Below are 15,009 nucleotides of genomic sequence, written 5' to 3'. Positions count from 1 at the left end.
ACGCCTACGGCTGGGTCGGCTTGTGCGGCTCGTCGGCGCCGGGGAGGCGATCCGTCGGGTTGCCGTTCAGCGTGTAGCCGGGAGCCTGCGTCTCGGCAGGCGTGCCGGGCTTGCCGGCTTCGTCCTCGGCCTTCATCTGCTTGACCTCGCTCTTGAAGACGCGAGCGGACTGGCCGAGGCTGCGCGCGAGCGCGGGAAGGCGCGCGGCTCCGAACAGCAGCAGGATGACAGCGAGCAGGATCAGCAGGTGCCAGCCGGTCAGGTTGCCCATGGGGGATCTCCGTCTTCGTGTCGGGGGAAGCTCGGTCAGTCTAACCGTCGCGAGAGATGATCCGGCTGAGCGCCGTCAGCTCCGATCGCCGTACAGCGCGAGGGCATCCGCCGCCCAGTCGGCGGCCGCACGCCGCGCCGCCGCGGGCTCGAGGATCTCGACGCGCCCCGACCGGCGGGCCGCGAGGCGCTTGAGGGTGCGGGCATCGGACACCCGCAAACGCGCCGTGGTCACGCCGTCGTGCGAGGTGGACTCGGCGCCCGACAGGTAGTCGCCGACGAGCGGCGCCAGCTCATCCGCGAAGCGCACGACGACGATCTCGTCGTCCGCGCCCGGTTCGAACAGCTCCGACACCGGTTCGTGCCCGTGGGTGATCGGAGTGTCGGTGAGACGAGGATCGGACACCCGCTCGAGGAGGAAGTTGCGCATCGCGCGCCGCAGGTGACACCAGCCCTGCAGATACCACTGGCCGTCGGCGACGGTGACCTTGACGGGATCGACGGTGCGGATCGTCGGCTCGGAGTCGGGCTTCTTGTAGGTGAAGGACAGCGACACCTGCTCGCGCAGGGCCTGAGCCACCAGCGCCCGCACCGCGTCGACAGGCTCGGGAACGATCACGACCTCCGCCGGAGCCGAGGCCGCACCGCGCGCGAGCTTGGCGAGGAGCCCTTCGAGCACCTCCGTGCCGGCGATGCCCGGGAGGGCCGCCGTGAGACGGAGGCCGCCGATGAGAGCGGCGGCCTCGCGCGCCGTGAGGCGGGGCGTGCGCTCGAGTCCCACCGACTGTGTGATCTCGATGACGTCCTGCTCGTCGAGCAGATCCCAGTTGATGTCGAACATCTCGTTCGGCATCTGGAAGTAGTCGTCCTCGCCCGGCATGCCGATCACCGTGAGCTTCTCGACCATCGACCGCATCTCGGCCGGCGATACGTCGAAGTCGCGCGCGGCGTCGACGACCGACACCTCGCCGCGCTCCAGCAGATACGGCACGAGCGTGAGATACAGCGTGACGAGGTCGGGCGTCACCATGCGGCTCATGCCGCGCTCCCCGACGCCGAGTGCGCGGCGAGGGCGGCGCGCAGCCGCGAGATGACCGCATCGCGCAGCTCCGGAGGGTCGACCACACGCACCTCCGGCCCGTACGAGGCGAGCTCGTCCGCGAAGATGTGGAGGTCGACGAACGGCACGCGGATGCCCTGCGGAGCCGGCTGCGCGCGCCGCAGCAGACGCAGTGCGGCCTCGGTGCCGGGAGTGACCTCCAGCAGCGCGCGGTTGCGCTCGGCGACCGCGCGCAGGCCTGCCATCGCGCGCTCGCCCGCGCCGTCTCGCAGCGCCGGATCGAAGCCCTTGCGCGTCGGCATCACGTCGCCCACGATGCGGGCCAGCAGGAACATCCGCTCCCCGTCGGCGTCGACGTCGTGCGCCGACACGTGCCAGCGCCCCTCGAAGTCGACGAGCGCGAGGGGGCGCACGGTCCGCCTACGCGGTTTCTCCTCCCCCGGCTTGAGGTAGTCGAAGGCCACGATGCGGCAGGCCTCGATGGCGTCCCGAAGCGGGCCGAACGACGGTTCGCGCACCGTCATGCGCGGGGCGAAGCCGATGATCGGCTCATCGACCTCGATGCCGAGGGCGCGGATCTTACGCAGCCCCGTGGTGGCGTCCTTCGACAGCGAGCCCTCGCTCCACACCGAGCCCGCGAGGGCGAGCACGGCGAGCTCCCCGGGCGTGAAGTCGATGTCGGCGGGCAGGTCGTACTCCGCCTTGGGGATGCGGTAGCGCGCCTCCCGGAGATCGGCCGGATCGGCGCTGTCGCCGATCGTCTCGATCGGCACGCCGAGCGCGCGCAGGTCGTCCTTGTCGCGCTCGAACATCTTCTCGAGCGCGTCGACCTTCTCGGCGTTGCGCTGACGGTAGCCCGAGACCGACTCCAGGATCTGCTGCTTCGTCAGTCCGATCTCGGTGGCCATCAGCGCCACGATGAGATTGAGCTGACGCTCACCCGCCTGGATCCGCTGTGCCACCTGGCCATCCTAGGACGCGCGCCGCCCCAGCAGGAGCGGCGCGACGTCCCGCCTCACTGTGCGGTCGGAAGGGTGCCGAGGATGTCGACCACGAACACGATCGTCTCGCCCTCGCGGAACGGGGCCGCGCCCTGCTGCGGGCCGAGGCCGTCGGGGACGACCACCATGATCTGCGAGCCGACCGTCTGACCCACGAGCGCCTTGGCGAATCCCTCGCCGAAGAGTCCGGGCGTCAGCTGCATCGGAGCCGGGGCCGCATCGCCCGTGCCCCACGTCGAGTCGGTGACCTCGCGGCCGTCCCAGGAGACCGCCGTGTACTGCACGAGGGGGGCGTCCTGCGCGGTCAGCTTCTCGCCGTCGCCCTTGATGAGGGTCTGCGAGACCACGTCGGTGGGCGCCTTCGCGTCGGGGACGATGATGCCGGGCACGCCGTCGGGGGTGCGGACGACGGTCGGCAGGCCGAGACCGGAGTTGAACTGCACCGACCCGGACGCCGCCAGCGGCAGCACCTTGCGCACGTCGAGCACCGCGATGAGCGAGCCCTCATCCGGGATGCCGGCCTGCGCGTACTGCTGCCGGACCTCGGGGGCGATGCCGTCCTCCGAGATCGCGACGGCGATCCGCGATCCCTCGGTGGCGCACAGCAGCGCGTCTTCGAACGCCGGGAACTGCTGGGTCCAGCCCGACAGCGGGCCGAGCGAGCTGACGTCGCCGTCGTAGGCGGTGCCGATCAGCGGAGCGCCGGTCTCGCCGTCGAACAGCGTGATGTCGAGGACCCCGGGCTGGTCGACGCTCGTGATGAGCGCGCCCTCGCCGCGCTCGATGTCGGCGTACGCATCGCTCGGCGCGACGAACGGCACCTCGGCCTCGACGCGGGGCGCATCGGCGAGGTCTCCCGAGACATCGATGAGGCCCATCGTGCCCGGGTCGCTGTCTGCGACCCGGTCGCAGGAGGCGAGCGCCGAGCCGGCGGGAGCCGCGCAACCCGCGAGTCCCAGGGTCAGCAGTGCGGTGATCGAGAGGACGGCCGAGCTCCTACGCATGCCGTTCAGTCTATGCGTCCGATGCGGGTGCCTCTGACGCCGCCGAGGCGCCAGGGCCCTCACCGCGACCGGCCGCCAGACGCGCGCCGTCGGCTGCGCGCTGCGCCTCACGGATGCGCTTGCGGAGGTTCTTGTCGGTGATGTCGCGATCGCCGACGGCCCCGGGGGTCCAGATCTCCACGTCCTCGTCGGAGAAGCTCTTCTTCGACGCGCGACGCTTCACCTCGGGAGGGATCACGCCGGGCGCGAGGCGCCGCGCCGTGATGAGGAACGCGGTGTGGGCCACCATCCGGTGGTCGGGCCGCACGGCGAGCCCCTCGACGTGCCAGCCGCGCACCATCGTCTCGTTCGCCTCGGGGTCGGTGAACGCACCGGTGCCGCGGATGTACTCGGCGACGCGCGAGAGCTGGGTGGCGGTCGCGACGTAGCAGATCACCACGCCGCCCGGTGCCAGGGCATCGACGACCGCGTCCATCACCTCCCACGGCGCGAGCATGTCGAGCACAACGCGATCGACCGATCCGCTCTCGACGGCCTCGGGCAGCGCCTCGGCCAGGTCGCCCTCTCGCACCTCCCAGTACGCCGGCGTCTCGCCGAAGAACGTCTCGACGTTCGCGCGAGCGACCTCCGCGAACTCGATGCGGCGCTCGAACGAGATGACCCGGCCCTCGGGCCCCACGGCGCGCAGGAGCGAGAGGGTCAGCGCGCCGGATCCGACACCGGCCTCCACAACGACGGCCCCCGGGAAGATGTCGGCCTGCGACACGATCTGGGCGGCGTCCTTGGGGTACACGATGGCGGCGCCGCGCGGCATCGACATCACGAAGTCGCGCAGCAGGGGACGCAGGGCGAGATACTCGTGGCCCGAGCTGTTCTCGAACACGGATCCATCCGGCTGCCCGACGAGCTGCTCGTGCTTGAGCACTCCGTGGTGGGTGTGGAGCTCGCCGCCCTCCCGCAGAGTGATCGTGTGCATCCGCGCCTTCGGGCCGGTCAGCTGCACACGGTCGCCGTAGCGGAACGGACCGCGGGGACGGGAAGCGGCGGTCATGCCTGGTTCTCCTTCAGAGGGGCGTGCTCCGCGTGCAGCACGCCCAGGTCGGCCGCCGTGCGCCCGGCGAGCGTAGGCCAGAGCGCGTCAGCACCCGCGTCGTCGAGCGAGACGAAGTTGGGGACGCCGAGCGACACCGCACCGGAGGCGATGGCGGAGCTCAGCCCCGTGGGAGAGTCCTCGATCGCGACGCACTCGGCGATGTCGACGCCCAGCTGCTCGGCCGCCTGGAGGTAGGCGTCGGGGAACGGCTTGCCGCGCTCGACGTCGTCGCCTGCGACGACCACGTCGAAGGCGTCGAATCCGATCAGGTCGACGATCGCCAGGGCCATGTGACGGTACGACATCGTGACGAGCGCCGTCTTCACGCCGTGCTGCTTGAGATCACGGAGCAGCTCGAGCGCTCCGGGGCGGAACGGCACGCCCTTCTCGACGCAGCTCGCGATGACGCCGGCCGACAGACGCGAGATGATCTCCTGCGGACTGAGAGCGACGCCCGCCGCCTGCAGGATCTTCGACGACGCCTCGAGGTTGAGGCCCACCATCTTCAGGGCGTCCTCGTGGGTCCAGGTGCCGCCGTACTCCTCGACGAGCGGCGTCTCCGCCGCCATCCAGTAGGGCTCCGTGTCGACGAGCGTTCCGTCCATGTCCCACAGGACGGCGGCGGGCAGATCAGAGGGGGAAGTCACCGAGCAAGCCTAGCCGCCCGAGACGCGGCTCCCCTGAGCCGCGTCTCGGACGGGTCGGATCATCCCAGGGTGATCCGGGACACGTGATAGTGGCTCAGCAGCCACCCGTCCGCCGTCCGTTCGGCGACGGCGGTCAGGTGCACGGGCACCGGTCCCTCCGGGCGGTGGAAGACGACGTGCGCGTAGCCGAGCACGCTGTCCGGACCCAGCGGACGCGCGACGAGCAGATCGACGTCGGCGCGCAGACCCGCGGGCTGCTTGGCGTAGTACGCCTCGATGCTCGCCCGACCGAAGCCCGGCGCCGGATCGAAGCCCTGCAGCAGCGCATCCGGCGTGAACAGGGCGGCGACGGCCGTCGGCGCGCCGTCCGCGATCGCCGCCGCCCACGCGTCCAGCAGCGGCTGGACGATGACGACGGACTCCGGATCCATCCGGGCCCCGGTCAGGACGGACATCTCAGTGGCCCGCGATCTGGCCGCCGTCGATGTGCAGGAACTCGCCGGTGACGAACGGCGACTGCTCGAGATAGACGACGCCGCGCGCCACGTCGGAGATCTCCCCCATGGTGCCCACCGGGTGCAGCGCGGCGAGGAACTCGTGCGTCTCCTCCGGGTGCAGCGGCGTCTTGATGATGCCGGGCGAGACAGCGTTCACGCGGATCCCCGCACCCGCGAGCTCAACGGAGAGCGAGCGGGTCGCCGCGGCGATGCCGCCCTTGGTGAGCGAGGCGAGCACAGCAGGCACCGACGAGTTCGGATGCTCGACGAAGGTCGTCGTGATGCTCACGATGTGACCTCCCTCTCCCTGCTCGAGCAGTCGCTGCACCACGCGCTGGGTGAGGTGGAAGAACCCGTCGAGGTTGGTCGCCTTCATCGCGGCGTAGTCGTCCGCGGTGTACTCGGCGAACGGCTTTGCGATGAAGATGCCGGCGTTGTTGACGAGGGTGTCGATGCGCCCGAAGCGCGCGATGGCGGCCTCGACCACCCGCTCCGCGGTGGCGGGCTGGGCGATGTCGCCGGCGACCGTCACGAGGTTCTCTCCTGACGCCTCGGCGATCGAGCGCGAGGTGGCGACGACGGCATAGCCGAGGTCCTGGTAGGCGGTGACGAGGGATGCTCCGATGCCCTGGGATGCGCCGGTGATGACGGCGACCTTCTGTGTGTTCATAATTCGATCCAACCTAGACGGTCGGTCAACTATTCCCACCAATCTGAGATCTACACTCGAGACATGGGTCGCACCTCCGATGCCCGCGAGAGACTGCTCGCCGCCGCGCTCTCGCTGTTCGCCGAGAAGTCGTACAGCGCGGTCGGGATCGCGGAGATCTGCGCTCGCGCCGGCGTGCAGAAGGGGTCGTTCTACTACTTCTTCCCCTCGAAGGAGGCGCTCGCCCTCGCGACGATCGAGGACCATTGGATCCGTCAGAAGAGCGATTGGGCATCGATCCTGCATGGCGAGGGGTCGCCGCTCGAGCGCCTTCACCGCCTCTTCGACGCCACCACGCAGATCCAGGCGGACGCGCTCGCGGGCACCGGAACCGTCACCGGCTGCCTGTTCGGCAACCTCGCCCTCGAGGTCGGGGCGATCAGCGAGCCCATCCGAGAGCGGCTGCAGGGCGTTTTCGCGGAGCAGGTCGAGATGATCACCTCGCACCTCGAGCAGGCCGTCGCATCCGGCGAGATCGAGCCTGTGGACACCGTGGCGGCCGCCAAGTCGATTGTGGCCCAGCTCGAAGGCCTCATCCTCTTCGCGAAGCTGTTCAACGACCCCGCACAGCTCGACGCGATGTGGGCCAGCAGCCTGCGCCTCGTCGGCGTGACCGAGCGCGTCTCCTGAGGCGGCGGGTCACACGAGTCTGGCGAGGTCGCGCACCGCATCCCCCACCGGGCCCGTGCGCGCGCTGCGCCAGCCGGTGCCCGCCCACAGGTGCACGCGATCGGCGTCGCCCGCACGCGCCGCGGCCTGGCGCATCTCGCGCGTCAGGTGATGGATCACCGGATAGCCGAGCGGCGCCTCGGCCTCATGCGCCTCGATGAACGCGTTGCGCAGGGCGCGAGCAGGGCGCCCCGTGAACGCGCGGGTGATGACCGTCTCGGCGAATCGCGGATCGGCGAGGGCATCGCGGTGCACCCGCGAGGCCCCGCTCTCATCGGTGCGCAGCAGCAGCGTTCCCACCGCGACTGCCTGAGCTCCCGCCGCGAGCACGGCGCGCACCTTCTCGGGGCCGTCCACTCCGCCGCCGGCGATCACCGGCAGCCCCGCTGCGGCCACGACCTCGCGCACCACCTCCTCGGTCGAGACGGGCTCGATGCGGCGCGCGGGGTCGTGGGTGCCGCTGTGCCCACCCGCATCGCTCCCCTGCACAACGAGTCCGTCGGGGGCGACCTCGCGGGCCGCGAGCGCCTCGGCGACCGTCGTCACGGTGACGAGCACACGCGTGCCGACGCGCTGCAGCGCCCGCACGTCGCGCGCATCCGGCACGCCGAAGGTGACGGAGACCACGGGAACCGGATCGGTGATGAGCGCATCGATCTTCTCCCGCCAGTGGTCGTCGTCCTCTCGCAGCGGCGCCCCTGACAGGTCGAGCCCGTAGCGCCCGGCATCGTCCTGGAGCGTCTCCGCATACGCCCGGAAAACCCGCTCAGACATCCCGGACGGAGCGGGGAGGAACAGGTTCACCCCGAACCGCTCGAGGCCGCGTGCGCGCACGGATCCGATGTCCTCAAGCATCGCCTGCGGCGTCTTGTAGCCCGCGGCGAGGAACCCGAGGCCACCCGCGTCGGCCACGGCCGCGACGAGATCGATCGTGGTGGCGCCGCCCGCCATCGGGGCGGCGACGATCGGCAGTTCGGTGTCGACGATGTCCTGCATGGTGTGGTCCTTCCGTATGCAGTCATCATGGTACTAGTCGATCGGTCAACTAAAGGTCGGTGAGTGCGCGCCGTCCCACTCACGCCCGAGGCGGGCGCCGCGCGCCTATCCTGGGACGAAGTCCCGCTGGCACCCTGCCTGCCGGACCGAGAGGAGCCGCGTGGAGCACGACGCCGTCACCGAGAGCACCGAGACGGGTGCGACCCTCGGGCGCCGGATCATCGTGGCCGCGTTCGACGGATGGAATGACGCGGGCGAGGCGGCCACCAGCGCGATCGAGCATCTGCTCGGGGAGACCGAGTACGAGACAGTGCTCGCCGTCGATCCCGAGCTGTACTTCGACTATCAGTACACTCGGCCGACCGTCGAGAACGACGGTGAGGGCGGTCGTCGCCTCAAATGGCCCGAGGCCGTGCTGCGCCGCCCCGTGGCGCCGCGGGCGGGCGGCACCGAGTTCTGGATCCTGACGGGGGTCGAACCTGCCCGCGCCTGGCAGGCCTTCGCCGCCGAGTTCATCGATGTCGCGCTCCGCGAGGACGTCACCGGGCTCGTGACGCTCGGCTCGATGATGGCCGACGTGCCGCACACCCGCCCGATCTCGATCTTCGCGGGCAGCGACAACGACGCCCTGCGCCGCACGCTGGGGCTCGAGCGCTCTGCCTACGAGGGCCCGGTGGGCATCCTCAGCGTGCTGGGCGACGCCGCCGAGCGAGCGGGCATCCCCATGGCCAGCCTCTGGGCCAGCGTGCCGCATTACGTCGCCGGTCACACGCCCTCGCCGAAGGCGACGCTCGCGCTGCTCGACCGCCTCGAGGAGCTCGCCGCCGCCGATGTGCCGCGCGGGACCCTCGCCGCCGAGGCCGCCGCCTGGGAGGCGACCATCGATGCCGCGGCGGCCGACGACGACGAGATGCGCGAGTACATCCGCCAGCTCGAGCAGCAGCGCGACACCGTCGACGCGCCCGAGGCCTCGGGTGACGCGATCGCGCAGGCCTTCGAGAGCTACCTGCGTCGCAGCGACGGCCGAGACGGCCGTGATGGCCGCGACGGACGTCCGGACGGACGCTCGCGCTGATTCGGAACGACGGACAGAGCAGAAGAGCCCCGCGGATCATCCGCGGGGCTCTTCTTCTGCGGAGGGCTCAGAACGCCTGGAGCGCACCCGTCGACAGCAGCACGAGCAGCACGGCACCGAGGGCGACGCGGTAGATCACGAAGGGCAAGAAGCTCTTCGTCTGCAGGAACTTCATCAGGTAGGCGATGACGGCCCAGCCGACGAGGAACGCCACGACCGTGGCGACGAGCGTCTCCGGCATGCCGTACGGGCCGTTGTCCGGCTCGGTGAGCGCGTGCATCAGCTCATACAGGCCGCTGCCGAACACGGCGGGAACCGCGAGCAGGAACGAGTACTCGGCAGCCGCCGTGCGCTTGTAGCCGAGCAGGCGGCCCGCGGTCGTGGTCGCGCCCGAACGGGAAACACCCGGCACGAGGGCGAGCATCTGCGCGACGCCCATGGTGAGGCCGGACGCGTAGGTCACGTCGTCGAACTCGCGCGTGCGGCGACCGTAGGCGTCCGCCCATCCGAGGATCAGTCCGAACACGATGAGCACGATCGCGATCAGCCACAGGTTGCGGTTGAAGGTGCGGATCGTGTCCTGCAGCAGGAAGCCCGCGATCACGATCGGCACGGTGCCGAGGATGACGATCCACCCCATGCGGGCATCGGGATCGTTGCGCGCGACCTTGCCGGAGAGCGACTGGAACCAGCGCGAGATGATCCGTCCGATCTTCTTGCGGAAGTAGATGATGACGGCGGCCTCGGTGCCGATCTGCGTGATCGCGGTGAACGTGGCACCGGGATCGGTCGCGGACGGCAGCAGCTCGCCGAGGATGCGGAGATGGGCGCTCGACGAGATCGGCAGGAACTCGGTGAGACCCTGCACGAGGCCGAGGATGATCGCTTCGATGAACGGCACGAGAGTCGAGCCTAGGCGACGCGCGCCGCGCGCCTCATCCTTCTTCCGGATGATCCGCTCAGCAGGTGCGCAGCAGATCCCTCAGGACACCGACGCCGAAATCGAGCGCGTCGAGCGGCACACGCTCATCGACACCGTGGAACATGCCGGTGAAATCGAGCTCCCGCGGCAGCTTCAGCGGCGCGAAGCCGTAGCCGTCGATTCCGAGACCCGCGAGCGCCTTATTGTCGGTGCCGGCACCGAGCAGGTACGGCAGCACCGGGACGCCGGGATCGTGCGCCGCGAGCGCGCCGACCATGGCATCGACCAGAGCGCCCTCGAAGGGGATCTCGAGACCGATGTCGCGATGGAACATCCGGATCTCGATGTCGTCCCCGACGATCCGCTGCACCTCCGCAAGCACGGCGTCCTCTGCACCCGGCAGCACGCGGATGTCGACGGTCGCCTCGGCCGCGTCCGGGATGACGTTGTGCTTGTATCCCGCGCTCAGCCCGGTGGGATTGGTGATCGTGCGGAAGGTCGACGCGACGAAGGCGGCCGCCGGTCCGGTGCACGCGGCCAGGGCATCCGGATCCGTGGCGGGGTCGAGCCCGGAGATCTCCGCGATCCCCGCGAGCAGGCGCCGCGTCGTCTCGGTCATCTCCACCGGCCAGTCGGTGGCGCCGAGATGAGCGACCGCCGACGCCAGACGGGTGACGGCGTTTTCGGGGTGCACGCGGCTGCCGTGACCCGCCCGGCCCCGCGCGACCAGGGTGACCCACATCAGCGCTTTCTCGCCCACCTGCAGGAGGTAGGCGCTGCGGTCGCCGACCGGGATCGAGTAGCCGCCCACCTCGCTGATCGCCTCGGTCGCGCCCGCGAACCACTCGGGTCGATCGCGCACAACGAGCTGAGATCCCTCGACACCGCCGTTCTCCTCGTCGGCGAAGAAGGCCAGCACGACATCGCGCTCGGGCTGCTCCCCCGCGCGCAGCAGATCGCCCACTGCCGACAGGATCATCGCGTCCATGTTCTTCATGTCGACCGCGCCGCGACCCCAGAGCATCCCGTCCTTCACCACACCCGCGAAGGGATCGACCGTCCAGTCCTCCGCCACGGCGGGGACGACGTCGAGGTGGCCGTGCAGCACGAGAGCCGGGCGGCTCGCGTCGCGGCCCGGCACGCGAGCCATCACGTTGGTGCGGCGATCGATCGGCTCGAAGTACTCGGGGGTGAGGCCGAGCGACTCGAGGTGGGCGCCCACGTATTCCGCCGCCTCGCGCTCCCCCTTCGAGCGCCCGCCGCCCCAGTTCGTCGTATCGATCCGGATCAGATCGCGCGCGATCCGAGCGACTTCGGCCAGCTGAGGCTCGGGTGTGGACATACGATCCAACCTAGCCGGGCCCGCGCCGGGAACGACGAAGGCCCCGGATCTCTCCGGGGCCTTCAACTGTGCGCGAGGGGGGACTTGAACCCCCACGCCCTATACGGGCACTAGCACCTCAAGCTAGCGCGTCTACCTATTCCGCCACCCGCGCAACTGGGTGACCGGACTTTCGTCCGGTGCTTTCGTCGCTTTCGCAACGAGGTAAAACATTACCACCGCGTGAACACTCTGGCTAATCGCGGTCGGATCCCGCGCGTGTCTTCGCGCCGTGGCGCCGAGGCTCACGCGAGCGCACCGCTCGGTCAGCCCAGCGTGACTCCGAAGACGAGCCCGAGCACGTAGGTCACCGCGGCCGCGCCGAAGCCGATCGCGAGCTGGCGCAGCGCGCGCTTCAGCGGCGGGGCGCCCGCGAGCAGCCCCACTGCGGCCCCCGTCGCCATCAGCGCGATGCCGACGAGCACGAGGGCCACGGCGATGGCGACGAAGCCCGTGAGCCCGAAGATCCAGGGCAGCACCGGGATGATCGCGCCGCTCGCGAAGAAGAGGAAGCTGGAACCGGCCGCGCGCCACGCACCGCCCACCACCTCGTGCGTTGTGTCGATGGCGCCGGTGCGGCTGACGATCCGGCCTGCGGTCGCCTCGGCGATCGCGAGGCCCGCCTTGTCGGCCGCGGCCTCCTCGGAGAGCCCGCGGGCGCGGTAGACGAGCGCGAGCTCGTTCGCGTCGATGTCGAGATCCGGCAGGCGCACGCCGCTCAAGGACTGCGGCTCCGTCGCCTCGAGCAGCTCGCGCTGGGAGCGCACGGAGATGAACTCGCCGGCGCCCATCGACAGCGCCCCCGCGAGGAGACCTGCGATGCCGCTGAGCAGGATCACCTGCGAGGACACACCCGCCGCGCCGATGCCGAGGATCAGCGCGAGGTTCGAGACGAGCCCGTCATTCGCGCCGAAGACCGCCGCGCGGAAGGTGCCCGACAGGCGACGACGTCCGCGCGCCGCGAGTCCACGGACGACCTCGTGATGCACCTTCTCATCGGCGCGCATCGCGGGGGTGGCGAAGGCCTCACTGTCGTACGGCGAACGTCCCTCGGCGTTCTGCGCGAGGGCCAGCACGAAGATGGTGCCGAACCGCCCAGCCATCCAGGCCAGCAGGCGGGTGGCCATGCTGGCCTTCGGCAAGCGAGCCGGCTCGCCACCGAGCAGCGCGAGCCAGTGGGCCTCGTGGCGCCCCTCCGCGGCGGCGAGCTGCTCGAGGATCACGCGCTCCTCCCCCTGCTTGCGCGAGGCGAGCCGTCGGTAGACGCTGCCCTCGGCCCGCTCGTCGGCGAGGTACTGCGCCCAGCGGCGGCGATCGGCGGGGGTGGCGTCGGGCGCGCTCAAGGGACCTCCAGGGAGAGGGTGTTCAGGGTTCCCTTCACGCTATCCAGCCGCGCTCGAATCGCCCGGATCGCCGGAGGCATTGGCAGGTTTTCGGACGCCCGAAGCGACCGCCCGCCGAAGTCCTCTCTCCCCTGCGCGCATCACCAGCGCGTGCGCCAGCGCGAACACGGGTCGCAGGACCGGGCCCGATGCCCGCATCCAGCGACGGCGCGCGGCGACCTCCCAGGTGAACCGCACCGCGGATCCGGATCCTTCGGACGAGATCTCGACACGCCCCGCGCCCTCCAGGTCGCCGGTGCTGCGCGCCGCGACCGTCCGATCCGTCGCCTCGGTCACCTCCAGCGCGACGCGGAGGCGGTACCCGAAGGGGGCGGTGACGACGACTCGAACGACGGATCCCGGTTCGAGCGACGCCGGCTCGACGACACGGAACCCCGGCCACCAGCCACCGGATTCGCGCGCGGCGACGCGTGTCAGCTCTGCCCGCACCGTCTCGGCCGGCGCCGCGACGCGCCATATGGTGCGGAAGGAGTACACGTCAGGCCCGGACGCGCTTGCGCAGGTGGTCGATGCGCGACTGGAGCTGGGCGACCGTTGCCCTCGCCACCTCCGGGCCACCGCAGCGACGTCGCAGCTCGGCGTGGATCAGCCCGTGGGGTTCGCCCGTCTGCCGGGCGTAGACGCCGACGAGGCTGTTGAGCAGCTGGCGCTGATCCTTGAGGGTGCGGTGCAGCGGCGCGGGCATCGACGGCTCGAGCTCCCCCGAGGCCTCCTTGGCCTCGCGGGCCGAGCGGTGGCGCGACTGGCGGGCGACGCGCTGCATCAGCAGCTCGTGCACGTGCTCGGGCTCCAGCAGCCCGGGAAGGCCGATGAACTCGGCCTCCTCATCGGTGCCCGGCACGGCGAGCTGCCCGAAGTCCTTGCCGTCGAAGACGACGCGGTCGAAGTGCGCGACCGATCCGAGGGCCTCGAACGACCCTTCCTCGGTGAGCGCGTCGGACGCCTTCTCCTCGCGCTCGGCGGCCTCGAGGAGGCTGTCATCGAGCCCGTCCTCGTCCTTCTCGCCGCGGTCGAGCACGTGGTCGCGCTGGCGCTCCATCTCGTTGGCCAGCACCATCAGCGTCGGCACGTGCGGGAGGAACACGCTCGCCGCCTCGCCCCTGCGGCGGGCGCGGACGAAGCGTCCGATGGCCTGCGCGAAGAACAGCGGTGTGGATGCCGAGGTGGCGTACACGCCGACGGCGAGACGGGGAACGTCCACGCCCTCCGACACCATGCGCACCGCGACCATCCAGCGGTCGGTTCCCTCGCTGAAGCGCTCGATCCGGCCCGACGCCTCGCTGTCGTCGGAGAGCACGACGGTGGCGCGCTGGCCGGTGATCGAGTGCAGCAGCTTCGCGTAGGCGCGGGCGGCGGTCTGGTCGGTGGCGAGCACAAGACCGCCGGCATCCGGCACGTGCTGACGGATCTCCGTCAGGCGGGCGTCGGCCGACTTGAGGACGGCGGACATCCACTCGCCCGCGGGGTCGAGGGCCGTGCGCCAGGCCTGCGACGTGACGTCCTTGAGGTTGTCCTGCCCGAGATGCGCCTCGAGCTCGTCCCCGGCGCGCGTGCGCCACTTCATGTGACCGGAGTACACGTGGAAGAGCACCGGCCGCACAACGCCGTCGGCGAGCGCCCGCCCGTAGCCGTACGCGTAGTCGGTGATGGACGTGCGCAGCCCCTGCGCGTCGGGCGCATAGTCGACGAACGGGATGGGCGCGTCGTCGCTGCGGAACGGCGTGCCGGACAGCAGCAGGCGTCGCTTGGCGGGCCCGTACGCGTCACGCAGCGCGTCTCCCCAGCTGAGCGCCTCCCCGCCGTGGTGCACCTCGTCGAGGATGACGAGCGTGCGCCCGCCCTCGGTGAGCGAGCGGTGCACGGAGGACTTCACCGCAACCTGCGCGTAGGTGACGACGACCCCGTGGTACTGGCGCGAGAAGGTCGTGTGGCTGTTTCGGAAGGCCGGATCGAGACGGATGTGGGCACGAGCGGCGGCGTCGGCCCACTGCGTCTTCAGGTGCTCGGTGGGCGCGACCACGATGATCCGGTCGACCTCGCGGGTACGCAGCAGCTCGCCCGCGAGGGTGAGCGCGAACGTGGTCTTTCCGGCGCCGGGCGTCGCGGCGACGAGGAAGTCGCGCTTGTCGGCCTCGAAGTACGCCTCGAGAGCCTCCTGCTGCCAGGCGCGGAGCTTGCCCGCGGTGCCCCACGGGGCTCTCTGCGGATAGGACGGTGACAGCATCCGTTCCAGGGTAATCGGGGTCGCCGACAATCCTCCGCGCGTAGTCTGACGATCGCGC

Annotated in this window: 16 protein-coding genes and 1 tRNA gene; 2 read left to right on the top strand and 15 right to left on the bottom strand. The window is 70.7% G+C overall.

Annotated features, from left to right (window positions below):
• Positions 1-4: 4 nt before the first annotated feature.
• The 8 genes from tatA to J5V96_RS13280 all read right to left on the bottom strand — a co-directional run bounded on the left by tatA (position 5) and on the right by J5V96_RS13280 (position 6,242).
• Positions 5-271: a Sec-independent protein translocase subunit TatA gene (tatA, locus tag J5V96_RS13315; protein WP_208500157.1), complete on the bottom strand. Its 267-nt coding sequence runs from the start codon at positions 269-271 to the stop codon at positions 5-7.
• Positions 272-346: 75 nt separating this feature from the next.
• A complete protein-coding gene (locus J5V96_RS13310) occupies positions 347-1,309 on the bottom strand; it encodes a helix-turn-helix transcriptional regulator (protein WP_208500156.1) in 963 nt (320 codons plus the stop codon).
• On the bottom strand, positions 1,306-2,292 hold the full coding sequence (locus J5V96_RS13305; protein WP_372439923.1) for a helix-turn-helix transcriptional regulator: 987 nt from the start codon (positions 2,290-2,292) through the stop codon (positions 1,306-1,308). Before J5V96_RS13305 ends, J5V96_RS13310 begins: the two co-directional genes overlap by 4 nt.
• Before the next feature lie 53 nt (positions 2,293-2,345).
• Positions 2,346-3,335 carry an FKBP-type peptidyl-prolyl cis-trans isomerase gene (locus tag J5V96_RS13300; protein ID WP_208500155.1) on the bottom strand — a complete coding sequence of 330 codons (990 nt, stop codon included), beginning with the start codon at positions 3,333-3,335 and terminating at the stop codon, positions 2,346-2,348.
• Positions 3,336-3,345: 10 nt separating this feature from the next.
• Positions 3,346-4,386, bottom strand: a complete 1,041-nt coding sequence (locus tag J5V96_RS13295) for a tRNA (adenine-N1)-methyltransferase (RefSeq protein WP_208500154.1) — start codon at positions 4,384-4,386, stop codon at positions 3,346-3,348.
• Positions 4,383-5,075 carry an HAD family hydrolase gene (locus J5V96_RS13290; RefSeq protein ID WP_307793373.1) on the bottom strand — a complete coding sequence of 231 codons (693 nt, stop codon included), beginning with the start codon at positions 5,073-5,075 and terminating at the stop codon, positions 4,383-4,385. The genes J5V96_RS13295 and J5V96_RS13290 overlap by 4 nt, the downstream gene beginning before the upstream one ends.
• 59 nt (positions 5,076-5,134) lie before the next feature.
• Positions 5,135-5,530, bottom strand: a complete 396-nt coding sequence (locus J5V96_RS13285; protein WP_208500153.1) for an SgcJ/EcaC family oxidoreductase — start codon at positions 5,528-5,530, stop codon at positions 5,135-5,137.
• Position 5,531: 1 nt separating this feature from the next.
• The gene (locus tag J5V96_RS13280) at positions 5,532-6,242 is read right to left on the bottom strand and encodes an SDR family NAD(P)-dependent oxidoreductase (protein WP_208500152.1); all 711 of its coding nucleotides are present in this window, start codon (positions 6,240-6,242) and stop codon (positions 5,532-5,534) included.
• 63 nt (positions 6,243-6,305) lie between these two features.
• Here J5V96_RS13280 and J5V96_RS13275 point away from each other — a divergent pair, with 63 nt between their 5' ends.
• Entirely contained in the window at positions 6,306-6,911 is a 606-nt protein-coding gene (locus tag J5V96_RS13275) for a TetR family transcriptional regulator C-terminal domain-containing protein (RefSeq protein ID WP_208500151.1), read from the top strand.
• Positions 6,912-6,920: 9 nt separating this feature from the next.
• On the opposite strand, the gene J5V96_RS13270 is transcribed toward J5V96_RS13275, so the two are convergent.
• Entirely contained in the window at positions 6,921-7,946 is a 1,026-nt protein-coding gene (locus tag J5V96_RS13270) for a nitronate monooxygenase (RefSeq protein WP_208500150.1), read from the bottom strand.
• Positions 7,947-8,106: 160 nt separating this feature from the next.
• On the opposite strand from J5V96_RS13270, the gene J5V96_RS13265 reads away from it, so the two are divergent.
• Complete coding sequence (locus tag J5V96_RS13265) at positions 8,107-9,021, top strand: PAC2 family protein (RefSeq protein ID WP_307793368.1); 915 nt, start codon at positions 8,107-8,109, stop codon at positions 9,019-9,021.
• A 67-nt stretch (positions 9,022-9,088) separates the two neighbouring features.
• On the opposite strand, the gene J5V96_RS13260 is transcribed toward J5V96_RS13265, so the two are convergent.
• The 6 genes from J5V96_RS13260 to J5V96_RS13235 form a co-directional block, all read right to left on the bottom strand.
• Positions 9,089-9,922: an undecaprenyl-diphosphate phosphatase gene (locus J5V96_RS13260; protein ID WP_208500149.1), complete on the bottom strand. Its 834-nt coding sequence runs from the start codon at positions 9,920-9,922 to the stop codon at positions 9,089-9,091.
• A gap of 58 nt (positions 9,923-9,980) precedes the next feature.
• Positions 9,981-11,285, bottom strand: a complete 1,305-nt coding sequence (locus tag J5V96_RS13255) for a M20/M25/M40 family metallo-hydrolase (protein WP_208500148.1) — start codon at positions 11,283-11,285, stop codon at positions 9,981-9,983.
• 69 nt (positions 11,286-11,354) lie between these two features.
• Positions 11,355-11,439 (bottom strand) — tRNA-Leu (locus tag J5V96_RS13250).
• A gap of 151 nt (positions 11,440-11,590) precedes the next feature.
• On the bottom strand, positions 11,591-12,667 hold the full coding sequence (locus J5V96_RS13245; RefSeq protein ID WP_208500147.1) for a VIT1/CCC1 transporter family protein: 1,077 nt from the start codon (positions 12,665-12,667) through the stop codon (positions 11,591-11,593).
• A gap of 39 nt (positions 12,668-12,706) precedes the next feature.
• On the bottom strand, positions 12,707-13,204 hold the full coding sequence (locus J5V96_RS13240; protein WP_208500146.1) for an SRPBCC family protein: 498 nt from the start codon (positions 13,202-13,204) through the stop codon (positions 12,707-12,709).
• Position 13,205: 1 nt separating this feature from the next.
• Positions 13,206-14,951 (bottom strand): DEAD/DEAH box helicase, encoded by a 1,746-nt coding sequence (locus tag J5V96_RS13235; protein WP_208500145.1) that lies wholly within the window; start codon positions 14,949-14,951, stop codon positions 13,206-13,208.
• Positions 14,952-15,009 lie beyond the last annotated feature (58 nt).

It is taken from the genome of Microbacterium stercoris, from assembly GCF_017592545.1.
Lineage (GTDB): Bacteria > Actinomycetota > Actinomycetes > Actinomycetales > Microbacteriaceae > Microbacterium > Microbacterium stercoris.
This window is presented reverse-complemented; position numbering and strand designations above follow the sequence as displayed.